This is a genomic window from Streptomyces sp. NPDC050528 (genome assembly GCF_044457795.1).
Lineage (GTDB): Bacteria > Actinomycetota > Actinomycetes > Streptomycetales > Streptomycetaceae > Streptomyces.
On sequence record NZ_JBITHH010000003.1, the window covers coordinates 564,766 to 586,748 of the forward strand.

The window sequence follows — 21,983 nt, forward strand, 5'->3', positions numbered from 1 at the left end:
TGCCGGGGTTCACAGCCGCCGCCAGCGTGCCGAGGCGAAGGAGAAACCGCCGAACAGGACCAGGCCGACGGCGACGGCGACCAGCAGCCACGGCCCCGCCGGAGTGTGCGCGAAGGTGCGCAGGGTGGCGTCCATGCCCTTGGCCTGGTGCGGGTCGAAGCGGATCGCGGCCACGAGCGCGAACACACCCACCCCGGCGAACACGACACCGCGCGCGACGCCGCCGCCCACGCCCAGGACGGTGACGACCTGCCGTACCCGGCGGCTCATCTTCCCGGTCTCCAGCTTCCGCAGGAAACGCCGCATCACCGCGCGCACCGCGAGGGTCGCGCCGACGCCGATCAGGACGCAGCCGGCGATGCCCACCAGTACCTGACCGCCCGGCAGTTTCAACGCGGAGGCGGTCCAGTCCTGCGACTTGGCGTCACTGCCGGACGACCCGCCGGTGCCGGCGGCGAAGGAGGCCGTACCCCAGCAGACGAAGCCGTAGAACACGGCGCGGCCGGCGTTCATCAGGCGTGAACCGACCTTGTTGTTGGGGCCGTTCGCCAGCAGGGCCTCGGACGCCCGCCAGATCGTCATGCAGCCGAAGCCGACGACGAGCAGCCACAGCATCCACTTCCCGAAGGGCTGCGCCGCTACCTGTTGCAACGCGCCCTGCCGGTCCGCCTCGCGGCCCCCGCCGCCGAACGCTATCTGCAGGGCGAGGGCGCCGACGAGGACGTACACGACGCCTCGTGCGACGAATCCGGCGCGCCCGGTGACGGCCAGTGCCTGCTTCCCCTCGGCCTCTCCCGGTGCACGGTTGCGGGCGGTCGAACTCGCCCTTCTCAGGCCCCACTTGTGTGTCTGCGACGAGGTCATGATGCCTTCCTGAAAACACTGGACGAGCGGAAACGCGGACGCACGGTTCGCGTCCCGTAGTGCCGCGTGCCCCCGGAGCGCGCTTCGATGTGCGACGCGAGGGACGGCATCGGCCGATCGCCCGGCGGCGGGCCACTCGGAACTGTTAGTTTCCTTTGCGTGATCCACTGGATCCTGTCCCCCACCCACACACCCCGCGGCGAGGCCTACATGCCCAACTCCCCCTCCGTAGACGGCACCAGCGGACGTCACCGCAAGAGCAGACCGTTCAGTCCGGCGCTTCTCCGGGTCGCCGTCATAGCGGTGACCGCTCCGGTCGCCGGGACGATTTTGTTCGGCACGTCCGCCTTCGCCGCCGAGCAGACCGTCGCCAAGACGACCGCGGCCACGCTCGACCCCGCGGAGCAGCAGATCGCGGACAACCTCGACACCCGCATCCAGGACGTCCGGCTGGGCAGCACGCTCAGCGGCGTCGTGATCGACGCGGATTCCCGCCAGGCCGTATGGGGCCATGACGCGACCACGGCGCTGATGCCAGCGTCCAACACCAAACTCGGCACCTCGACGGCCGCGTTGACGGTCCTCGGCCCCGATCACCGCTTCACCACGAAGGTCGTCTACGACAACGGCACCCTCACCCTGGTCGGTGGCGGGGACCGCACCCTGACCTCCGCCGACCTCACCGCGATGGCCACAACTGCCGTGGCGGGCCTGAAGAACGCGGGCCTGACCACGGTGAAGGTGGTGGTCGACGACAGCCTGTTCCCCGCGCCGTCCCTCGCCACCGGCTGGAACGACGGTTACTACCCCGACTCCATCGCTCCCGTACGGGCGTTGGTAGTCGACGGCCACCACGTCACGGACACGTCCCTGGACGCCGGCCAGACCTTCGCGCGGATCCTTGCCCAGCAGGGGGTCACCGTCACCGGGAGCGTCACCCACGGCACCGCCGCCACCGGGGCCGTCTCCGTGGCGGAGCACGAGTCCGACCCGCTGTCGGCCATCGTGGAGCACATGCTCAAGGTGAGTGACAACGATATCGCCGAGACCCTGCTCCGGATGACCGCGCTCGCCTCCGGCCGCCCGGCCACCTTCGAGGACGGCACGGCGGTCGTACGCCAGGTGCTCACCCAGTACGGCGTATCGCTGACCAACTACGAGATCTACGACGGCAGCGGCCTCTCCCGCTCCAACCGGATCCCGGCCCAGACCATCGCCGACATCCTCGACGTGGCCGACGACCCGGCCAACAGCGCGACCCTGAAGTACATCGTCGACGGCCTGCCGGTCGCGGGCGAGGCGGGCTCGACGCTGGGTCCCGAGTGGGGCCGCTTCGACACCGCGGACTCGCAGTGCGCCGTCGGCAAGGTCATGGCGAAGACCGGCACGCTCACCGGCGCGATCGCGCTGAGCGGGCTGACCAAGGCGGGCGACGGCCGCTGGAAGATCTTCTCCTTCATCGAGAACAACTCCACCGCCGCCCCGGACGCCACCAAGGACGCCCTCGACGGACTCGCGGCCACGGTCAACGGCTGCTGGGCGTAACCCGCCCGACCCGGCCCGCGCTGATCGGTTCCCGGCATCGGCGGCCCATGCGGCCCCGGTGCCGGAACCATCCGATCGACGGAGCGACAAATCGATTCGCCGGGTGAACGCGGCGGCATACGACCGTCCGCGCAGGTCAGCGCGGCAATCCTGGAACGGCTGTCGGCCCGCTCGACAGCGACAGCCCTTCCAGGACTGCCAACTCGCCGACCAAGGAGTCCCTTTGCGTTTTCGTCGTACGGTGACCGGCGCCCTCGGTGCCGCCGCGCTCGTGCTCACCTCGCTGGGCGCGGCGGCCGCCGCGAGTCCCGCCTCGGCCGGCCCCTGCGGGTTCTACGAGACCGGGTCCGACGCCTTCTACCGCCACTGCACGACCGACGGCTCGCGGGTCGTCATCAAGGTCGAGGTCGCCCGGGCCCGCGACTACGAGCGGTGCGTCGGACACGGCACGACCTGGCTGGGCTCCGCCCGCAAGATCCAGGGCGCCCACTACGCGGGACGCACCTGCTGACACCGGTCTGCATACGGCTCAGGGCCGCCCGTATGTCGATGGGCGGCCCTGAGTTCGTCGGAGCGGTGCGTCACAGCGCCGCGGTCGTCCCCTCGCCGGAGCCGCTGCCCGCGAGCCACTGGTCCCAGCCGAGGTTGAAGTCGGCGTAGCCGTTGTCGGCCGGGGCCTTGCCGCGGGGTGAACCGGTGATGGTGATCGGGTCGCCCTGCTTGACCTGGCCGTAGAACCACTCGGCGTCCGACAGGGACAGGTGGACGCAGCCGTGCGAGCCGCGGGCGCTGCCGCTGCCCGGGTTGGGGTCACCGGTCGAGTAGTGCACGTAGGTGCCGGACTGGGTGAGGTGGATGTCCCAGGGCAGCGTCAGGTCGTAGTAGTTGGGGCTGCCCTTGTCGCAGCTGATGCCGACGCTGCAGGAGGTCATGTGGACCTTCTTCTGCTTGTCGATGACGGCCATCGTGCCGTCCCAGGTCGGGTACTCGGCGCTGCCCGCGTTGATCGACAGGGTGCGCACGGCCTGGCCGTTCTTGGTCACCTTCATGGTGTGGTTGGTGACGGAGACGTCCGCGCGGACGTCGTCGCCGACCTTGAAGGTGTGCGTGTAACTGTGCACGCCGTAGCGGCCGTTGCCGTTGCTGACGCCCTTCATGTCGGCGTCGATCTTCACCGTCGTGCCGGAGGGCCAGTACGTCTTCGGGCGCCAGTCGACGCGCTTGTCGCCCATCCAGTGCCAGGCGCCGACGACCGACTGCGAGGCGCTGACCTTCATGTGCTTCTCGACCGTGGCCCGCGCCGAGGACGCCACCGGGTTCGTGAAGATCACCGAGATCGGCATGGCCACGCCGACCGTGGTGCCGGTCTGCGGGGTGATCGTGTCCAGCAGCATCGGCGGGCCCAGGGGCTTCGTCGGCGACGGAGAGGCACTCGCACTCGCCTTGCCCGACGCCTTCGCGTCGGACCCGCTCGCCTTGTCGCTGCCACCCCCGCCGCAGGCAGTCGCGCCCACCAGCACCGCACCCGTGACAAGTGCGATCCCTATGCTGCCCTTGCGCCGTCCCACGACGTGCCCCACTTCCCTCGCTCCATGACCCCGACGGGCCCGACTCACTGTCAGACATCGACAGTGGGGGTGCCAGTTGCGTACGCCGCGTAAAGCGTGTCTCAAGATTCCGTACGCCCCGAGTGATCGGTGACGACCAGGTGACTACGAGTGCCCGCCGCCCCCGGCTGCCGCACCCCGCCCGATCCGATCGCGACCTCTACCACCGCCCTGGCGTCTACCACGATCGGGCCCGGGTATGCCGAACCTGAGCATCAGTTCGAGACACCGGCGACACCGGTCCTACCCTGGCCGCATGCCCGAACCAGACCCCACCAGGGCCTCCAGCAAGGTTCAAGTGGACTATCACGCCTTCGAGTTGACCGACTCCGACAACCGCGCCCCCATGGGGTTCGACGCCTCCAACGGGCTGATCTTCTCCCGGCCCGGCCACAGCGTGATCTGCACCGGCATCAGCGGGGGTCCGGTCAATGTGAGTGTCGAGTCACGTATGTGTTCGCCGACACACGTGGATTCCGGCGCATGGGACGAGGTCGTCGACCACAGCGTCGAAACCCTCACGGGCGCTCTCCGCGTCACCTGCGTCATGAACGACCCCCCGGACCTCCCCCACCTCACGCCCCAAGGCCCCGGCACCTACCGCATCCGGGTCCACGCAAGGGGCCGCGACACCGCGCCCGACGGTGTCACCTTCAAACCCGTCGAGGACTACCTGCTCATCGCCTGGCCGGCCGAGCCCCGACCGGACACGGTCCACAAACAGACGGACGTCTACGGCGCCGAGTTGCGGGCCGGGCCGAGCGTCCCGGCGCCCGTGCTGCCCGTGGACGACACCGACGACGAGCACCGTCGGCGTATCCGCGAGCGACTCCGGCGCCGTCGCACGCCGCAGACGATCACCGCGACGCGTCACGTCGACACCGGGCGCAGACAACCGCACCCGGGCTGTCCGTCACCGAGGGAACCGCTCCGGCCGGAAGTCCGCGAGCAACTCGTCCCTCTGCCCGTCGAGGATCTCGGCGGCAAGCAGTCGGCCGATCACCGGCCCAAGTGTGATGCCGCTATGGGAAACGGCCTCGTAGTAGCCGGGCACGGACGGCACCGCTCCCACCGAAGGGAAACCGTCGGCCGGGATCGGCCGGTGGGCCACCCGGGCTTGTGCGATACGGGAGTTGGCGAGCTCCGGGACGACCTGCCGCGCCAAGTCGTGGAGCAGCCGCGCGAGTTCCGCCGCCGCTTCACCGGTGTCGAGCGTGTCCATCGTGTCGATGAGCGCGTCGATCTCGCGGCTGTGGAGGACCATCGCAGCGTCTCCGTCAGGACGCATCTCGATGTGAGGCGCGTGCATGGCCCGGTGAATCGGTACCTGAGGACAGTCGATCCGGGTGACGATGCCGGGCTCCCGACGCATCGGCAGGTGCCGTGCGACGAGCCCGGCGACGTGGGAGGCGCCGGGGCCCGCCGCGTTCACGACGATGTCTGCGTCGAGACGGCTGCCGTCGGACAGAACGACCGTCCGGACGCTCCCGTCGGCACCGGTGCCGATGTCACGGACCTCAGTGTCGGACCGTAACTCCCCGCCTGCTGCGACGACTTGGCCGACCAGGCGGTCGACGAGATGACGTCCGTGCACCCAGGCCTCGTCGGGGTAGAGGAGGACGGGAACCTCGTCGGGCAGCGCGAGAGCGGGTTCGAGGCGGCGGCGCACCTGGGCCCCCGTGGACATCTCGACCCGGTAGCCCCAACTGCCCAGCAACTCGGCGGTTTTCAGGAACTTCGCCTCCACCGCGGGATCGTCCGCCCAGCGCAGATGGCCGCTGGGGTACCACCAGGCGTCCGGCCCGATGGTCCCGGCCAGCTCACGGTGTGCTGCGATGCCGGCGACGTTCAGGTCGAAGTAGGACCTGCGCACGGTCTTGTTGCTGGCGTTGACCCACGAGAAGGACCAGTTGGTGACGCCCTCACCCGGCCGGCCCGCGTCGATGAGGATCACCTCGGCACCCCGCCGGGACAGGTTCCAGCCCACACAGGCGCCCAGGACGCCCACGCCGATGACAGCGACACGTACAGGCGACTTCCCGGACTCGCTCCTCACGTACGCCCCCTTCCCGGGGCTCGGGCGAACTCAACTCCCGTTCCCAGCATGCAAGATGGGGAACGGCAAGCACTATGCGCGGGCCGAAGAAAGCACCGCGATCGACGGCTGAAACGGCACCACGTACATGCCGGTGTGGTGCCGCATACGTGCCGGTATCGACACCTCCACGCCTACTGGCGATCACCCGCGCCCGGCACAATCCCCCGTGTGACGATCACCAAGGGCGCGCCGCAACCCACGCGCAACACCCCCCTCTCTCTCGCCCTTGCCCGAGGGATTCTCACGGGCGGTGTGATCGGGGCGTCGTTGGCCGCTTTCGTCGTCGGCTGCGTCATCGAGAGCGTGCCGTTGTGCGTCACGGGTGTGGGACTGCCCGCGGTCTACGGTCTGCTCTTCTTCCTCGCCGGTGTGCCGAGGCGTGTCCGGGAGGCGGCGATCCCGCCGCGCACGGCTCTCGCGCGGATCGAGAGCCTGACGGCGGTCGGGGGCGAGGCGACGAGTGACGTGGCGGTCCGCTTCGACGTGACGGTCGCCCCGGACGACGACATACCGGCGTACCGCGTCGAGTTCACGCAGCACATCAACCTCGCGGACCTGCCCGCCTACCGCCCCGGCGTCGTCGTGGTCGTCCAGTACCCACCGGACCGGCTGTGGAAGGTCCGGATCGTGAAGCCGCCGACACCGGAGTGGAAGGACCGCGCGGCAGACGCCCGCCTCGACTCGGCACCCGGCCCGGCCGTGGTGAAAGAGCCCTCGGAAGGCTGTGCCGTCGGATTCGTCACGCTACTCGCGCTCCTGCTCGCCGCAGCCGCTGTCGTCCTCGTGTTCCGCGCCGACCTCTTCGACAAGGAAACCTCCGTGCAGCCGCCGTCCTCCGCCGAGCCCTCCGTCTCCTCCACCTCGTCGGCCACGGTCGTGTCGTCGGCGTCCGGCACGGTCGCCCTCGGCGCCGGCCAGTCGCTCCTCGACAAGGGTGAACTGCGCCGTGCCGTCGACTCGTTGACCAAGGGCAAGGGCAAGGACACCGGCAAGGCACTCACCGTCGTCGTACAAGAACGCCTGCTGTCGGTCGTGTTCGCCCCCACCGGCTCACAGGCGCCACGGTTCGACCCAACTGCCGTGCCCTACGGGCGTTTTCCCGCCCTGGTCGAGGAGGCCAGGTCCACCCTGGGCATCCGCTCTCCGCAGACCTGGCAGATCACCACCGACCGCCTCACCGGTTTCCTCACGATCCGCGTCGGCGTGACCGGATCCGACGGTGCGGTCTCGCCGGAGGCGAACGGCAAGGGCGAGGTCGTACGGCGCACCCCGGCCCGTTGACCATGGCGAGGTAGTGAACTCCCGTCCACCGCCCCGCTGTTGGCTGCGGACGCTACCCGGCCGTGTGTCGCAGTCCGGCCAGGACCACGTCCGTGATTCTTTCCGCCTCGGCGCGGGTGAAGGGGCGCAGGCCGCGGCTGACGTACAGGTGGACCGGGCCGGTCAGCAGCTCGGCGAGGAAGTAGGCGTCGACCGGGGGCAGTTCACCGCGTGCCACGGCATGGTCGACGACCTGCTGGAGGTCGGCCAGACGCAGTTCGAAGATCCGGTTGACGGGCCGGGCGGCCTCGGGGTTCTCCCGTGCGGACTCGATGGCGCGCCGCATGGCACGGCCGGTCGTGGTGGACAACAAGTCGGCCAGCGCCACGAGATAGTTGACCAGATCGTGGCGTAGATCTCCGGTGTCTTCCAGCTCCACCGAGCCCGCGTACCGGAGCAGTGCCGCGTTGACGAGCTCCTCGCGGTCGGGCCAGTTGCGGTAGACGCTCGTCCTGTGCACTCCGGCCAGCTCGGCGACTTCCTCGTAGCGCAGGCCGGCGATGCCGTCCCGTGCGACGAGGTGCAACGTGGCCTCCAGGATCCGGTCACGGGTGCGGGCCGTGCGCCCCCCTGGCCGCCGCGCGGTCACCGGTTGAGGTGCGCCGTCTGTCTCCTGCTTTCGGGTCGCCGTCACACGCTCACCTTAATGCAACAGATTGACGTGTTAGCGTTAACGCAACAGATTGACGCTTTTGGATGCGCGGTCCGCTGTCCCCCGCAATCGCCCGAACAGGACTCCCATGAACATCCTTGTCTCCGGCGGCGGCATCGCCGGCCTGGCCACGGCACTGGAACTCGGCACCCGTGGCCACCAGGTGACGCTCGTCGAACGCGCCGCGCACCTGCGTGTCAACGGCGCTCCGATCGACGTCCGCGGCGACGCCGTCGCGTTCGCCGACAGGATGGGGGTGCTGCCCAGGATCCGTGAGCAGCGCATCCGAATGTCGGAGCACGGCGTGTTCGTGCAGGCCGACGGTTCCGTGGCCGCCCGTCTGCCGGTCGCGGAGATGAGCGATTCCGGGGACGACATCGAGATCGCGCGCGAGGACCTCACACACATTCTCGCCGCCGCACTGCCGGCGTCGACCGACATGGTTTTCGGCGATTCAATCGATGCGCTCGCCGACGACGGCAAGGGCGTCGACGTCCACTTCGTCTCCGGCCGCGCCGACCGCTTCGATCTCGTCGTGGGTGCCGACGGCCTGCACTCGGTCACCCGCAGGCTGGCCTTCGGACCCGAGCGGGACTACCTGCACCACTTGGGCCTCTACGTCGCGCTCACCGACCTGCCCGGCGAAGCCCGGGCCGACCGGACCAACCCGCTGTACAACTACCCCGGCCACCTTGCGAGCATCGCCCGCTACAGGAACAAGGCCTTCGGAGTGTTCCTCTTCCGCTCCGAACTCCTCGACTACGACCACCGCGACCTCGACGCCCAGAAGCAGATCCTCGTGGACGCCTTCGCGGGACACACCGAGTGGAGGATCCCGCAGCTGCTCGACGCGGTCCGCGCCGACCCCGAGTTCTACTTCGACTCGGTCAGCCAGATCCATATGCCCACCTGGCACCGGGGCAGGATCGCCCTGGTCGGCGACGCCGGGTACTGCGCGGCGCTGCTCTCCGGCCGCGGCACCTCACTCGCCCTCAGCGGCGCGCACATCCTGGCCGCGGAACTCGACGACGCGGGCGGCGATCACACGGTGGCGTTCGAGCGCTACGAGCAACGCCAGCGCCCCTACGTCGAGTTCGCCCAGAACACCGTGACGGACGGCGGCGAACTCATCGTGCCGTCCACACAGGAAGCGATCGACGCCCGCAACGCACGGCTCCAGCCCATCACCACCTGACCCGGCTGCCACTACACCGCGCGCCGCCCCCGCCGAACCGCAACAGCGACCGTCGCAGTTCCTGCCTCCGGCGCGTGACCGCCACCGACCGCAGACCGTCCCCGTCCTCACTCAACTCCCGGTCCAGAGCGCGCGTTTCATCCACACGCCCCAGCGGCAGGAGTACGTCCGCCAGGCGCAGCCGCGTCAGTGCGGCACCCCGGCGATCGTCCGAAGCACGGGCCGCCAGCGCGTATTCGAAGGCGGGCACCGCCTCCCCGGGCTCGCGCAATGCCATCAGCGCCTCACCCCGCTGGAACTCGAAGTCGGCGCGCGCGTAGGACTCGAACGGGTGCCGCCCGGCCTCCTCCGGACCTACGCCGCTCTCAGCCTCGGAGAGCGCCCGCAACGCGTCCGCGCGTTCGCCACGGCTCGCGGCGGTCACCGCCAACTGGGCCTGGGCGAAGGCCCGTACGGCGCGTGGGGTGGCCTGTGCGATTCGGACGGCGGCGCGGGCCGTCTCGTCGGCGATGCGCAGGTGCCCCAGGCCGTACGCCTGCACGCTCAGGGTGCGCAGGGCGATCACGGTCAACTCCCGGTTCCCTGCGGTGATCGCCAACTCCCGTGCCGCGAGGTAGCAGCGTTGGGCCTCGCCGTTGCGCAGGTCGTCCGCGTACATACGGCCCAGGACGAGGGCGAGTTGGGAGGCCTCGGCGTACCGCTCCCGCCGTAACTCGCCTCGTACGCCCCGCAGTTGACCGGCGACCGCCTCCGCCAGATAGGTGCGCAGGGTGCCGCGGGCGAAGCCGCCGCCCTGTGCCTGAAGGGTCCGGGTGAAGAACAGCGACGCCAAGTTCCTCGTGCCCGACGCCCGCACCGCACCGGTCGCCGTTCCCGTGGCCCTGCTCGCCGACCGGATCCGCGCGGGCCGGTAGGCAACCGGGCCCGACAGCTCGTGCAGGAGACTGACGAGGTCATTGGCGTCCGGAGGTGCCAACTGCGCCGGGACAACCGGGTCTTGGCCCGCGAAGCCCGCCTCCTCGGTCGTGATGACACGGCCGCAGCGCCGGCTGAGTGCCTCGCAGGCCAGTGGCTGGACGCGTGGCATGGGGTGGCTGCCCGTCAGCCAGTGGGCCACCGTGGTGCGGTCGTACCGCAGGACCAGCCCCGATTCGGCCGCCACCGCGTTCACCGCCCGGGCGAGGCCGCCCTGGGTCCAGTCCGTCTCCTCGATCAGTGCGCGCAGCCGGGTATTGGGAATGCGCGTTCGCGCCATCCACGTCTCCTGTCGGGCGAGCCGGGTCGTCCGTTCAGCGGTAACGCGCCGCGCCTCGATCCATCAAAAAGATAGTGATCATTATCCTTTTCTCGACTCCCCCACCCACCGTTTCCAGCATTGAGGGGCACGATCACGGTGATTGATCCGTTCGACATGCGCTACTACGCCGACCCCGCCAGCTCAGGCCGGCCGGAAGGCCAGCACCGCGTTCTGGCCGCCGAAGCCGAACGAGTTGCTGACGGCCAGGGAGACCTTGCCGATTCTGGGCGTTCCGCTCACCAAGTCCAACTCGGCCTCGTCGAGCGGGTGTTGGAGGTTGGCGACGGGCGGCGTGATCTCATGGAAAACCGTCAGGGCGGTGAGCGCGGCCTCGATCGCTCCGGCGGCGCCCATCGTGTGCCCGGTGACGCCCTTCGTCGCGGTGACGGAGGGGTGGCCGGTCAGCAGCCGTTCGATCACCGCTCCTTCCACCCGGTCGTTCAACTGGGTGCTGGTCCCATGGGCGTTGACATGGTCGACGTCTGCGGGTGAGGCGTCGGCGTCCAACAGGGCGCGGCGCAAAGCGAGTTGAGCACCGGCTCCCTGCGGGTGGGGTGCCGTCTGGTGGTGGGCGTCGGCGGACGCGCCGTGGCCCGCGAGTGTGGCGTAGCGGCGGACGCGGCGGGCGGCGGCGTCGGGCGCGCGTTCGAGGACGAGGACGGCCGCGCCCTCGGCCAGGACGAATCCGTCGCGGTCCGCGTCGAAGGGGCGGGAGGCCGTTGCCGGGTCCTCGGCGCGTCGGGAGAGGGCTCCCATGCGGGCGAAGGCGGCGGCGCAGAGCCGGGTCACCATGGCGTCGGCGCCGCCGGCCAGCGCGATGTCGCAGGCGTCCGAGCGGAGCAGGTCCAGGGCGATGCCGATCGCCGTGGCGCCCGAGGCGCAGGCCGTGCCCGTGTGCAGGTTCGGCCCGCGGGTGCGCAGGTCGACGGCCATGTGACCGGCCGCCATGTTGGGCAGGAACATCGGCAGCGTGAGCGGGGAGACCAGGCCCGGCCCCCGCTCCCGTAACCGGTCCTGCTGCTCTTCGAGCGTGGCGACACCGCCGGCGGCCGAGCCCATGACCACGGCGACCCGGTCGCCGTCCCAACCGCCCGGCGCCAGCCCGGCGTCGGCGACCGCCTCCCGCGCCGCCGCGAGGGCGAGGAGCGTGTAGCGGTCGACGCGCCAGTGCTGCACTCCCGGCACCAGGGTCGCCGGGTCGAAGCCGGGGACGCGGCAGGAGAAACCCGTTGGCAGGCCTTCGAGTCGGGGATCGTCCGTGGCCGTGGGGCGGCCCGAGCGGACGCGTTCCCAGGTCCGTTCGCGCCCGATGCCCGCCGGAGTGACCAGGCCGATCCCGGTCACCACCACTTCCGGCCTGCCGCCGACGGCTGTCACGACTCCGCCTTCAGCTTGTCGATCAGGTCGGCGGTCTCCCGCACGGTGAGGGTACCCACGGCCTCGGAGTCCTCCAGCGGTACCGCCCACTCCTCCTGGAGGGTCAGGAACAGCTCCATCACCGCGAGGGAGTCGAGGCCGAGTTCGTCGTAGGAGGTGTCCGGCCGGATGGCATCGGCGGGCACCTGGAACTTGCCGCTCAGGGTGGTCACGAGGTGGTCGTAGACGGCAGACATGAGTCGAACTCCTTTTGTGTGGCGCGGGGTTGGGGTGTGTGCCGTACGGGTTTCGCCTCGGGCCACGTCATGGCGATGGAGCCCCAGGTCAGGCCGCCGCCGAAGGCGGTGAGGAGGGTGCGGGCGCCCGGGCGTACGACCCCGCGGGCGGCGGTGTCGGCGAGGGCGAGGGGAAGCGAGGCCGCCGCGGTGTTGCCGACCTCGCGCAGATTTCCGTGGCAGCGGTCCGGCGGGATGCCCAGCCGGTCGGCCACGGAGTCGAGGATGCGCTGGTTGGCCTGGTGCGCGACGAAGGCGGCGACGGAGTCGGTGGACCACCCCGCCCGGTCGAGCACCGCGCGCGAGGAGGCGGCCATCTGCCGTACGGCCCGGGCGTACACCTCCCGGCCGCGCATACGGAAGTACCGTTCCTGGCGCGGCAGTTCGTCGGAGCACGGCGAACGGGAGCCGCCCGCCGGGATCGTGATGAGGTCGCTGCCCGTGCCGTCGCTGCCGAGGTCGAAGTGGACCAGGGCTCCGGGATCCCGTCGGTCTCCTCGCGTCAGGTACGCGGCGCCCGAGCCGTCGCCGAAGATGACGGCGGTCTCCCGGTCGCGCGGATCGACGATCGTCGAGTACGTCTCGGCCGCGACGAGCAGCACGCTGTCGTACGTGCCCGCCATGAGCACCGCCGAGGCGACGGCGGCCGCGTAGACGAAGCCCGAGCAGACGGCCGCGAGGTCGAACGCCGGAGTGCCGGCCAGGCCGAGCCTGGCGGCCAACTCCGGTGCTGTGGCCGGGCATCGGCGGTCGGGTGTGGTGGTCGCCAGGATCAGCAGACCGGCGTCGTGCGCGCCGGCCGACTCCAGTGCGCCACGTGCGGCGGCCACGGCCAGATCGCCGGTCGAGGTGCCTGGGCGGACGCGATGGCGGCTGTGGATTCCGGTGCGGCTGCGGATCCAGGCGTCCGAGGTGTCCAGGCCTTCGCGCACGAGTTGTTCATTGGTGATCCGGTCGGGCGGCAGGGCCGCCCCCAGCCCGGTGATCACCGCGGCCATGGCGCTCACGTCGTCGGCCCGCCGCTCGCGAACAGGGCCGCCACGACGTCCTGTTCGGCCATCGGAGCCCTCAGCCGCACGTCCGGCGGCGCGCATCCGTCCAGGAGAACGGCGAGATGAAGGTGTACGTCGTCCAGGGCACGGTCGCGTTCCCGGTGCACGCGGAGGGCGTCCGAGGACGTGAGCGACCCGCTCTCCAGGTGCCAACTCAGCGTCTGTTCCAGTGACTTCATGGCATAGAGGGTGTGGAGAGCGTGCAACGCCGGGAGGTGGGGTGCCTGGTCGGTGGCGGTCGACTCGACCTCGGCGACCGCCTCCGTGAACGCCTGGAGCAACAGCCGCTGTTGGTGGGCGTCGGCGAGTACGACGATGTCGGGGAGCAGGGGGTTCCAGGTCTCGAAGGCGGTCTTCTCGTCCACCGGGACGCCTTCGATACGACCGCGCAGTTCGGCGAGGAGGCCGCGTTCGCGGAGGAGCGTCAGCGCCAACACCCCACCAGGGGAGATCAGTTCGCCCATCTCTGCCGGAGCCGGGACGGTGTGCGTGAGGTCCTCGACGAGTTGCTTTCCCGCGTCCAGCCGGATGAGGAGGTTGTCGCCCGCGGCGGCCTGGTAGACCTGCGCCATGCCCTCGTACTCAAGGAGCCGGTTGACGGTCAACAGGCCCTGGGCACCCGCGCGTTCGCGGCAGACTCCGGCCGCGTTCTGCAGGATGCGGGTCGCGGCCACCTTGGTCAGGGCCTGTTCGCGGCTGACCGAGGCCCAGGGCGCCCACACCGGGCGATGCGCGGCGGAGAGGTCCGTGGGGGCGCTGCACTGTCGTACGTACTGCGCCTTGATCCGTGTGGCGAGGAAGCTGCACGCGTACACCTCGGCGAGGACGCCGTACAGGGCGTCTTGCTGGGTGCGGTAGTCCAGGACGGGGAGGTCGGTGCGCAACCGGCCCATGGTCGGGCGGTGTTGGCTGTGGCGGATGCCGATGGTGACGGCGGCGCGGGCGGCGGCGGTGAGGGCGGCCGCCGCGCCGGTGGAGGCGTTGGAGGAGACCGAGAGGGAGCGCATCAGGCGTCGGTCCGGGTCGCCGAGGGGATCGGAGAACTCTCCGTCGGGTGCGATGGAGGCGTCGTCGCGGAGCCAACCGTCGTAGGGGACACGGGTGTTGTCGAAGGTGACGAGGGCGTAGTTCAGCGGGACCGAGGTGGTCTCGGGGAGTTCGGTGATGTGGATGCCGTCCGTGATCCGGTCGGGGTCACGGACGCGGACCGCGAAGGGGAACACCCCGCAGTCCTGGCCGGCGAGGAGGAGGCGGGCGTAGACGATGGCCATGTGGGCGCGGCCCGTGCCGGCGACGTGGGACATGAACTTGGCCGCGGTGGGGTCGGGGGTCCGTAGGGTGAACTCCCTTGTGGCGGGGTCGAATCGGGCCTCGGTGCGGGTCGCGAGGTGGCTGTTGCCGCGGCCGACTTCGGTGATCATGATGGAACCGAAGGTCTCGTGCCGGTCGACCTCGTCGATCAGGGGGTCCAAGTAGGCGCCGGGCCTGCCGAGTTGGGTCATGGCGGCGACGCACACCGCGTACTGCACGGTGCCGGCGAGGAAGAGGGGTGGGTCGACGGTGGCGGACCATTCCAGTACGGCGAGGAGTCGGGCCGGGTCGTGCTGCAGCGCGTTGGCGCCGCCCACCCACTCCCCCAGGGCACGCAGCCGGTCGTAGGTCCGGGTGTGGCGTTCGGGGCCGCAGGGCGGGGCGGACCGTTTGAACGGCGGGGTGTCGAGCAGGCCGTCCAGGGCGTCGACGTCGAACCGGGTGTCGCCGTGGACGAGTTGCCGTAACAGTCGGGCGGTGTCGGTGTCCGCCTGGTCGGGGGTCATGCGGCGGGGGTGGCGCGGAGCAGGGTGCGTCGGGCCTGGCCGTCCTCGATGGCGAAGACGAGGGCGGGGCGGAAGGCGTGCAGGTCGATGCGGACCCGGCTGCAGTCCTGGCCTGCTTGCTTGACCCGTACCTCGGCGCTGAGGGGGATCTTGTCGTCCTCGGCCGGGCCGGTGCGGGTGAATGTGCCGGTGAGGAGGGTGGGCAGCGGGAACACGAACCGGCTGAACTCGAAGGCGCTGGCGTGCATCACGGCGTAGTAGGGGGGATGGCCGGCCGGTGGGAGCCAGATCTCCGACACGGCCCAGGTGACGAGTTGGATCGACGCCTCGATGAGGAGCATGCCGGGTACGTGTTGCTGGTCGGCGGTGTGGTCCCGGAGCATCTCGGTGTCGTTGACGACCGCCAACTGCGCCTGGAACGCGTCACCTTCGACGTGTGCGTCGCCGATGAGGACGTTGTCGCGGCTGTGCTTGAGGACGCTGTGCCGGGGCACGGCGGTCGGCGGGCGGCCCTCGGGGAGCACGGCCGCGCCATAGGCCTTGAGGAGTTCGGAGGTGAGGTCGCTCCACTCGGTGTCGTCGACCCCGAGTCCGGGGCGGATGCGTAACGGACTGTCCTGGTCGGGTGGTTGGCGGCGCAGGCGGTCGCGGAGTTGGGCCGCGGTGGTGAAGTCCGGCTGGACGCTGGCGTGTTGGAAGGACTCGCCCACCACCCACTGGTGGAGGGAATCGTCGTCGTTCGTCTCCGACGAGGGCATCTGATTGGCCGTCATCTATCGCTCCTGCTGGCACAGTTGGGGGTCTCGGGACGGGGTGCGTGCGGGGTCAGGCGGCGAAGGGCGAGGCGGGCTTGGGGATGCCGGCGAGGCCGCCGTCCGGGACGGACACCCCGCCGTCGCAGACGAGGGCGTGTCCGGTGACGGACGAGGCGGCCGGTGCGGCCAGGAAGAGCGCGGCGGCGGCGACCTCGGTGGGCGTCAGCCAACGGCCTTGCGGTACATGGCTCATGAGCCAGTCCGACAGCGGTGCGTGCTGTTGCATCGGCCCCGTCATGTCGGTGCGCACCCAGCCGGGGCACAGGGCGTTGACGCGGATGCCCTGCCGGGCCCAGCCGACGGACAGCGAGCGCATCAGGGAGAGTTGGGCGGCCTTGGTGACGGCGTACGCCTCCATTGCCGGCGTGGCGATGAGCCCGGCCACGGACGACACCAGGACGACGGCCGCCTTCCGGGAGGCGGCCAGGTGGGGGTGCGCGGCGCGACACAGGTCGACGGTGGCGCCGATGTTGACGGCGAGCAGGGGATCCCACTCGGCGGAACTGCTCTCGGCGAAGGGCACCAGGTACGAGGTGCCGGTGTCGTCGGCCGGGAACACGCTGGCGTTGTGGATGAGGATGTCGATTCCGCCCAGCCCCGCGGCCGCCTCGTCGACGAGGCGCGCGGCCGTCCCGGGCTCGCCGAGATCACCGCACGTGAGCACGGCCTGCCGCCCGAGCTTGCGCACCTCCTGCTCCACGTCGTGCAACGCGTCGTCGCTCCGCGCGGCCAGCGCGACGTCTGCTCCGGCCTCCGCGCAGGCGACGGCGATGGCGCGGCCGATGCCACGGGAGGCGCCGGTCACCAGGACGCGGGCACCGTCGAGTCGGAAGAGGGAGGCGAGGGGGGCGGGGTCGATGGAGTTGACGTTGGTGGGGGTGGTTGGGTTGGTGGGGGTGGCGGACTCGGTGTCGGTGGAGTTGGAGTCGGCGGGCGTGAGGGGCTCGGTCACAGCTGGGCTCCTTCGGTGTGGGGGGCTTTGGTGCGAGGGGCTTTGGTGCCGGGGGCGTCGGTGCGAGGGGTTTCGGTGCTGGAGGCGTCGGGGCTGGGGGCGTCGGGGCGCGGGATTTCGGCGCGAGAAGCTTCGGCGCGGGATGCTCCGGCCCTGGGCGCTTGGCTGCGAGGCGCTTCGGCGCCGGGCACTTCGGCGTGGGGCGCTTCCGTGCGGGGTACTTCGACGCTCGGCGCTTGCCTGCGTGGCGCTTCGGCGGGAGACAATTCCGTGCCCGATACTTCCGCGCGTGGCACGTCCGTATCAGGCACTCCGGCGCCCGACGCTTCCCTGCGTGGCGCTTCCCAGCGGCGGACGTCGGGGCGCGGGATTTCGGTGCGAGGCGCTTCGGTGCCGGATGCTCCGGCCCTGGGCGCTTGCGTGCGAGGCGCTTCGGCGCCGGGCACTTCGGCGCGGGGCGCATCCGTGCGAGGCACTTCCGTGCAGGGCACTTCGACGCGGGGCGCATCCGTGCGAGGCACTTCCGTGCAGGGCACTTCGACGCCCGACGCTTCTCTACGGGGCGCTTCGGCGCGAGGCACTTCGACGCTCGGCACTTCCCTGCGAGACGCCTCGGTCCGGGGCACTTCGACGCTCGGCACCCCCGCGCTCGGCACTTCTGCCCGTGGCACTTCCGCAGGAGGCACTTCGACGCCCAGCGCCTCCCAGCGAGACGCCTCGATCCGGGGCACTTCGGCGCCGGGCACCTCCGCGCTCGGCACTTCCTCGCGCGGCACTTCCGTACGGGGCACTTCGACGCCCGGCGCTTGCCTGCGAGGCGCCTCGGTTCGGGGTGCGGGGACGACCCCGCGTCGCTGGGCCCTGGTCCAAGTAAGGACCGTGCTCCCCCAAGTCAGACCCGCGCCGAACGCGGTGACGAGCACCCGGCTGCCGGGTCGTAGCCGGCCGTCGTGGTCCGCGGTGGCCAGGGCGTACGGGATGGAGGCCGCGCCGATGTTGCCGATCTCGTGGCCGACGATGACCACGCGGTCCTCGGGCACTCCGGCGTCGAGCGCGGCACGCCGTAGGAGGAGGGGATTGGGCTGGTGGGAGATCAGCAGGTCGATGTCCGTCAGGCGGAGGCCGTTGCGGGTCAGGGCGTCGCCGAGGACCTTCGGGAAGATCCGCAGGATGAAGTCCCGTACGGCCTTCCCGTCCATGTGAACCTTGTGGCGCCGGTCGGCGAGGGTCTGCGGGGAGGCGGGCAGTCGGCTGCCGCCGGCCGGGATGAGGACATCGCCCGCCGCTGTACCGTCCGACCCGAGCCGGATCGAGGCGAACCCTTTCCCTCCCTGAACGGACCCGAGGATCGTCGCCGCCGCACCGTCGGCGAACAGCACCGCCGTGGCCCGGTCTGCCGGGTCGACGAACCGGGAGTAGACCTCGACGCCGACCACGACGGCATACCGTTCGCCGGTGCCGGAACGGAGCCAGTCGTGGGCGACCCGGGCGGCGAACAGCCAGCCGGAACAGGCCGCCGCCACATCGAAGGCGACCGCCTGGTCCGCGCCCACCAGCGCCTGGACCCGGCATGCGGTCGATGGCCCCAACTCGTCGGGGGTGGAGGTGGCGAGGATGAGCAGTCCGAGCGCGGATGCCGGCAGACCCGCCGCGGTGAGCGCCTTCCGCACGGCCTCGGCGGCGAGATCGGAAGCGGCCTGAGCGGGTTCCGCGATGTGTCGGCGCAGTACGCCGGTGCGCTGGACGATCCATTCGGGGTCCACGCCGGCCGCCTCGGCGACCTCGTCGTTGGTCAGGATGCGCTCGGGTAAGCACGTGCCGGTGGCGAGGACGCCGATGCTCGGCGCTGGGGACACCGTGTACCTCCAAATGGCAGGCAGGGATCGCGAGTTCGCCGGTTTCCGTACGAACGGCCGGCTTCCGCCAGATTGCCCGCCGGGCCCGATGTCCATCAGGGCGCGAAGGAAGGCGTCGAAGCACTCGCCGAATTCGGTTTACACCCCCCGCGATTCCGAACACTCCAATTCACGCTGATCCACGCCGATTCACCACGGGATACCGACCAAGTCCCTTACATGTTGAGCGTGTTGAATCCTGCTTGCGCCAACTCTCCTTTTGCCTAACGTGAGTTAAGACGCCTCATCGGAATCGACACCGGAATCGACATCAGGGAAGAATTTACCGATACGGCTGCCTCATACCTCTCGCCCAGTCGAACGGCAGCGTGGCGATGTCGGTGCGGTCGAGCAACAGGCGGCCCGCGCCCAGGTAGCGGACGGTGTCGCGATTGGCCGCGCCGAGGCACAACATGACCCTCGAACCGGCCGCCACCTCCGTACCGGCGATGGGGAGTCGGCGCGCCAACGCACGCGTCACCGCGTTCATCCCCTTCGAACTTCTGCTGCCGCACACGGATCTTCTGATCACCAATGGTGGGTTCAGTGATGTGCGCCAAACGCTGGCGCACGCTGTGCCGATGGTGTGGAGATCCACAGCGCCAACGGCTACCTTCCACACCAGTTCTTGTCCAGCAACGCCAACCGGCGCACGGACCAGTACGGCGGCTCCATAAGCAACCGTGTCCGCTTCCCGCTGGAAGTGGCGACCGCGGTCGCCGAGGAGATCGGGGGCGGGAGGACCGGCTTCCGTATCTCAGCCGGAAACCCCTTCAACTACGTCGTCGAGCACGACGTAGACGACCTGTACGGCCATCTCGTCCCGGCTCTGGCGCCACTGGGTCTGGCCTACCTGCACGTGGCCCACCGCGGCAGCGAGGCACTGCTCAAGCGCATCCGCGACGACTGGCCCCTGAACGAACCCGCCCCGACCACGTTCCACGGCGAAGACGAGCGCGGATACACCGACCACCCGGCTCTTGCCCGGAACCAGGGCGGCTGACGGCGGGCACAGCGGCGCCGTACGACTCGTGATCGTTCGCCTCCTCCGTAGAACGTGGCCGGGGTATCACGACGTTCGCGTCGAATCGCCGCCACCTGGAAAGCTGGGCCTCCGTGACGGGAACAGCCGGTGCAGCCGGCGCGGTTGCACCGGCTGAGGGAAGACGTATTTCTACAGGAGGACCGCTTCATGACTGACCGGCCGTTGACGCTGATGGCAGTGCACGCCCACCCCGACGACGAGGCCACCAGCACCGGAGGGGTCCTGGCGCAGTATGCGGCGGAAGGCATCCGCACGGTGCTCGTGACCTGTACCGACGGCGCTTGCGGTGACGGACCGGGGGGTGTCAAGCCGGGTGATCCCGGGCACGATCCGGCAGCCGTCGCCGCGATGCGTCGTCAGGAACTCGAAGCGAGCTGTGACGTTCTGAAGATCAGCGATCTGGAGATGCTGGACTACGCCGACTCCGGAATGATGGGCTGGCCGAGCAACGACGCCCCCGGATCCTTCTGGCAGACCCCGGTGGAGGAGGGCGCGGCCCGGCTCGCCGAACTCATGCGGCACTACCGCCCCGACGTCGTCGTCACGTACGACGAGAACGGTTTCTACGGCCACCCCGACCACATCCAGGCCCACCGCATCACGATGGCGGCGCTGGAGCTGACCGAGCTGACGCCGAAGGTGTACTGGACGACGATGCCCCGCTCGACGATGCGGCGGTTCGGCGAGCTCATGCGGGAGTTCAACCCGGACATGCCGGAGCCGGACCCCGCCGAGCTCGCGGAGTTGGCCAAGATCGGCCTTCCCGACGACGAGATCACCACCTGGGTGGACGCCACCGCGTTCAGCGGCCAGAAGTTCGACTCGCTGGCGGCGCACGCCAGTCAGGGCGACAACATCTTCTTCCTCAAGATGGGCAAGGAGAGGTTCGGCGAGTTGATGGGCGTGGAGACCTTCGTACGCGTACAGGACACCACCGGCGCGGACGTACCCGAGACCGACCTCTTCGCCGGACTGCGCTGACCGTTGAGCCCACCCCGGAAACGAGGTGTGTGGCCCTTCGCGGTGGGGGCTCGGTAGTCGCCCTGGCCGTCCTCACGGCCAGTCGGTACCTGGGTGTACGGCGCCTACAGCGTGTCGGACCCCACGACACCATCGGCCAAGGAGGGGATCGCCAGGCTCTGGTCCGGCGAGGGATTCGCGCGCCACGCGCCGGAGCCGGCCCGGTCCGCCATCCCCCGCACCCTCGACATCGGGTACTCGGATCCGTCCGGTGACGGCCGGGACGGCGTCTTCGCGCCGCGCACGATATCGGCGGCGAAGCTGACGGCCGGACAGTACTGGACCGCCGACGGGCCCAGGACCGCCGCGGAGATCGACGCCCAACTCGGCTGCGGCGGTGCCGGATGAGGAGGACCGGGCGGACCTCGTCCGTCAGACGGTCTTGACGACGGTGCCGGTGTCTTCGAGCGCGGTGACCTCGTCGGCGGGTGCCGCGGTGTCGGTGACGAGGGTGTGCAGGAGGGTGGAGGGGCCGACGTAGGCGTAGGCGGTGTGGCCGAGTTTGCTGCCGTCCGCGGCGACGACGATGCGGCGCGTGGCGGCGATGCCCGCCTTCTTCACGGCCGCGTCGTCGAGGTCGTAGGCGGTCAGGCCCTGAGCCGCGCTGAGACCGCAGCAGCCCATGACGGCGGTGTCGAAGCGCAGTGCCGCGAGGGACGCGAGGGCGAGGGGGCCGGTGAGGGCGCCCTCGGCGGCCCGGGGCCGGCCGCCGGGCACCATGAGCTTGGCCGGGCCCGGGTTCTCGCCGAGTACGTGGATGGCCTGCAGCGACAGGGGCATCACCGTGACCGGCCGTCGGCGCAGCAGGTGGGCGACCTCCAGGCAGGTGGTGCCGCTGTCGAGGAGGACGGTCTCGCCGTCGGCGATGAGCGAGGACACCTCGGCGGCGATACGGCGTTTGGCGTCGAGGGACTCGTGGGCGCGCAGCGCGAAGGGCGGCTCCTCGCCCCTGAGCAGCAGGGTGCGCGCGCCGCCGCGGACGCGCTCCAGGACACCTTGCGCGGCCAGCGCGTCGAGGTCGCGCCGGATGGTCATCTCGGAGGCGCCGGTCAGTTCCACGAGTTCCTGGACCGAGGCCCGTCCCGACTCCCGGACGGTCTGCGCGATCGCCCCGTGCCGGTCTGCGCTGCTGCTCATGCCGCGATTGAACACCACCC

At 70.4% G+C, this 21,983-nt stretch carries 20 protein-coding genes and 1 pseudogene; 7 read left to right on the plus strand and 14 right to left on the minus strand.

What is annotated here, in order from left to right; translation table 11 throughout:
- Positions 1–9: 9 nt before the first annotated feature.
- Positions 10–864, minus strand: a complete 855-nt coding sequence (locus tag ACIBK4_RS13990; RefSeq protein ID WP_398994876.1) for a DUF1206 domain-containing protein — start codon at positions 862–864, stop codon at positions 10–12.
- Positions 865–1,074: 210 nt separating this feature from the next.
- Between ACIBK4_RS13990 and dacB the strand changes: the two genes are divergently transcribed.
- Positions 1,075–2,409, plus strand: coding sequence for a D-alanyl-D-alanine carboxypeptidase/D-alanyl-D-alanine-endopeptidase (gene dacB / locus ACIBK4_RS13995; RefSeq protein WP_398995056.1), 1,335 nt, complete (start codon positions 1,075–1,077; stop codon positions 2,407–2,409).
- 223 nt (positions 2,410–2,632) lie between these two features.
- On the plus strand, positions 2,633–2,920 hold the full coding sequence (locus ACIBK4_RS14000) for a DUF6355 family natural product biosynthesis protein (protein WP_398994877.1): 288 nt from the start codon (positions 2,633–2,635) through the stop codon (positions 2,918–2,920).
- Between the two features lie 70 nt (positions 2,921–2,990).
- Here ACIBK4_RS14000 and ACIBK4_RS14005 read toward each other — a convergent pair whose 3' ends face one another.
- A complete protein-coding gene (locus tag ACIBK4_RS14005) occupies positions 2,991–3,989 on the minus strand; it encodes an Ig-like domain-containing protein (protein ID WP_398994878.1) in 999 nt (332 codons plus the stop codon).
- Between the two features lie 940 nt (positions 3,990–4,929).
- Positions 4,930–6,072 carry an NAD(P)/FAD-dependent oxidoreductase gene (locus ACIBK4_RS14010; protein WP_398994879.1) on the minus strand — a complete coding sequence of 381 codons (1,143 nt, stop codon included), beginning with the start codon at positions 6,070–6,072 and terminating at the stop codon, positions 4,930–4,932.
- 210 nt (positions 6,073–6,282) lie between these two features.
- Between ACIBK4_RS14010 and ACIBK4_RS14015 the strand changes: the two genes are divergently transcribed.
- Positions 6,283–7,395, plus strand: a complete 1,113-nt coding sequence (locus ACIBK4_RS14015) for a hypothetical protein (RefSeq protein WP_398994880.1) — start codon at positions 6,283–6,285, stop codon at positions 7,393–7,395.
- Positions 7,396–7,447: 52 nt separating this feature from the next.
- On the opposite strand, the gene ACIBK4_RS14020 is transcribed toward ACIBK4_RS14015, so the two are convergent.
- On the minus strand, positions 7,448–8,068 hold the full coding sequence (locus tag ACIBK4_RS14020) for a TetR/AcrR family transcriptional regulator (RefSeq protein ID WP_398994881.1): 621 nt from the start codon (positions 8,066–8,068) through the stop codon (positions 7,448–7,450).
- Positions 8,069–8,174: 106 nt separating this feature from the next.
- Here ACIBK4_RS14020 and ACIBK4_RS14025 point away from each other — a divergent pair, with 106 nt between their 5' ends.
- A complete protein-coding gene (locus tag ACIBK4_RS14025) occupies positions 8,175–9,281 on the plus strand; it encodes an FAD-dependent oxidoreductase (RefSeq protein ID WP_398994882.1) in 1,107 nt (368 codons plus the stop codon).
- Here ACIBK4_RS14025 and ACIBK4_RS14030 read toward each other — a convergent pair.
- From ACIBK4_RS14030 to ACIBK4_RS14070, 9 genes are all read right to left on the minus strand, one after another.
- A complete protein-coding gene (locus ACIBK4_RS14030) occupies positions 9,271–10,536 on the minus strand; it encodes a hypothetical protein (protein ID WP_398994883.1) in 1,266 nt (421 codons plus the stop codon). The genes ACIBK4_RS14025 and ACIBK4_RS14030 overlap by 11 nt on opposite strands.
- A gap of 183 nt (positions 10,537–10,719) precedes the next feature.
- Entirely contained in the window at positions 10,720–11,955 is a 1,236-nt protein-coding gene (locus ACIBK4_RS14035; protein ID WP_398994884.1) for a beta-ketoacyl-[acyl-carrier-protein] synthase family protein, read from the minus strand.
- Positions 11,952–12,191, minus strand: a complete 240-nt coding sequence (locus ACIBK4_RS14040; RefSeq protein ID WP_398994885.1) for an acyl carrier protein — start codon at positions 12,189–12,191, stop codon at positions 11,952–11,954. Before ACIBK4_RS14040 ends, ACIBK4_RS14035 begins: the two co-directional genes overlap by 4 nt.
- Positions 12,164–13,228, minus strand: coding sequence for a beta-ketoacyl-ACP synthase 3 (locus tag ACIBK4_RS14045; RefSeq protein WP_398995057.1), 1,065 nt, complete (start codon positions 13,226–13,228; stop codon positions 12,164–12,166). The genes ACIBK4_RS14040 and ACIBK4_RS14045 overlap by 28 nt, the downstream gene beginning before the upstream one ends.
- A 5-nt stretch (positions 13,229–13,233) precedes the next feature.
- Entirely contained in the window at positions 13,234–15,099 is a 1,866-nt protein-coding gene (locus ACIBK4_RS14050) for an acyl-CoA dehydrogenase (RefSeq protein WP_398994886.1), read from the minus strand.
- Positions 15,096–15,872 carry an AfsA-related hotdog domain-containing protein gene (locus ACIBK4_RS14055; protein ID WP_398994887.1) on the minus strand — a complete coding sequence of 259 codons (777 nt, stop codon included), beginning with the start codon at positions 15,870–15,872 and terminating at the stop codon, positions 15,096–15,098. The genes ACIBK4_RS14050 and ACIBK4_RS14055 overlap by 4 nt, the downstream gene beginning before the upstream one ends.
- A gap of 52 nt (positions 15,873–15,924) precedes the next feature.
- On the minus strand, positions 15,925–16,773 hold the full coding sequence (locus tag ACIBK4_RS14060; protein WP_398995058.1) for an SDR family NAD(P)-dependent oxidoreductase: 849 nt from the start codon (positions 16,771–16,773) through the stop codon (positions 15,925–15,927).
- 89 nt (positions 16,774–16,862) lie between these two features.
- Entirely contained in the window at positions 16,863–18,722 is a 1,860-nt protein-coding gene (locus ACIBK4_RS14065; RefSeq protein ID WP_398994888.1) for a beta-ketoacyl-ACP synthase 3, read from the minus strand.
- Positions 18,723–19,044: 322 nt separating this feature from the next.
- The gene (locus tag ACIBK4_RS14070) at positions 19,045–19,251 is read right to left on the minus strand and encodes a hypothetical protein (RefSeq protein WP_398994889.1); all 207 of its coding nucleotides are present in this window, start codon (positions 19,249–19,251) and stop codon (positions 19,045–19,047) included.
- 93 nt (positions 19,252–19,344) lie between these two features.
- Here ACIBK4_RS14070 and ACIBK4_RS14075 point away from each other — a divergent pair.
- The 3 genes and pseudogenes from ACIBK4_RS14075 to ACIBK4_RS14085 all read left to right on the plus strand — a co-directional run.
- Positions 19,345–19,764 (plus strand): annotated as a pseudogene (locus ACIBK4_RS14075) (alkene reductase); the annotation flags it as partial.
- A 189-nt stretch (positions 19,765–19,953) separates the two neighbouring features.
- Positions 19,954–20,787: a PIG-L family deacetylase gene (locus ACIBK4_RS14080; protein WP_398994890.1), complete on the plus strand. Its 834-nt coding sequence runs from the start codon at positions 19,954–19,956 to the stop codon at positions 20,785–20,787.
- A 111-nt stretch (positions 20,788–20,898) separates the two neighbouring features.
- A complete protein-coding gene (locus tag ACIBK4_RS14085) occupies positions 20,899–21,174 on the plus strand; it encodes a hypothetical protein (RefSeq protein WP_398994891.1) in 276 nt (91 codons plus the stop codon).
- 24 nt (positions 21,175–21,198) lie between these two features.
- On the opposite strand, the gene ACIBK4_RS14090 is transcribed toward ACIBK4_RS14085, so the two are convergent.
- Positions 21,199–21,963 carry a DeoR/GlpR family DNA-binding transcription regulator gene (locus ACIBK4_RS14090; protein ID WP_398994892.1) on the minus strand — a complete coding sequence of 255 codons (765 nt, stop codon included), beginning with the start codon at positions 21,961–21,963 and terminating at the stop codon, positions 21,199–21,201.
- Positions 21,964–21,983: the final 20 nt, after the last annotated feature.

What these genes read in the sequence shown, in the direction of transcription:
- ACIBK4_RS13990 (WP_398994876.1), bottom strand. Translation starts at nt 864, where the DNA reads ATGACCTCGTCGCAGACACACAAGTGGGGCCTGAGAAGGGCGAGTTCG.
- dacB (WP_398995056.1), top strand. Translation starts at nt 1,075, where the DNA reads ATGCCCAACTCCCCCTCCGTAGACGGCACCAGCGGACGTCACCGCAAG.
- ACIBK4_RS14025 (WP_398994882.1), top strand. Translation starts at nt 8,175, where the DNA reads ATGAACATCCTTGTCTCCGGCGGCGGCATCGCCGGCCTGGCCACGGCA.
- ACIBK4_RS14030 (WP_398994883.1), bottom strand. Translation starts at nt 10,536, where the DNA reads ATGGCGCGAACGCGCATTCCCAATACCCGGCTGCGCGCACTGATCGAG.
- ACIBK4_RS14040 (WP_398994885.1), bottom strand. Translation starts at nt 12,191, where the DNA reads ATGTCTGCCGTCTACGACCACCTCGTGACCACCCTGAGCGGCAAGTTC.
- ACIBK4_RS14045 (WP_398995057.1), bottom strand. Translation starts at nt 13,228, where the DNA reads ATGGCCGCGGTGATCACCGGGCTGGGGGCGGCCCTGCCGCCCGACCGG.
- ACIBK4_RS14050 (WP_398994886.1), bottom strand. Translation starts at nt 15,099, where the DNA reads ATGACCCCCGACCAGGCGGACACCGACACCGCCCGACTGTTACGGCAA.
- ACIBK4_RS14055 (WP_398994887.1), bottom strand. Translation starts at nt 15,872, where the DNA reads ATGACGGCCAATCAGATGCCCTCGTCGGAGACGAACGACGACGATTCC.
- ACIBK4_RS14070 (WP_398994889.1), bottom strand. Translation starts at nt 19,251, where the DNA reads ATGAACGCGGTGACGCGTGCGTTGGCGCGCCGACTCCCCATCGCCGGT.
- ACIBK4_RS14080 (WP_398994890.1), top strand. Translation starts at nt 19,954, where the DNA reads ATGACTGACCGGCCGTTGACGCTGATGGCAGTGCACGCCCACCCCGAC.
- ACIBK4_RS14090 (WP_398994892.1), bottom strand. Translation starts at nt 21,963, where the DNA reads ATGAGCAGCAGCGCAGACCGGCACGGGGCGATCGCGCAGACCGTCCGG.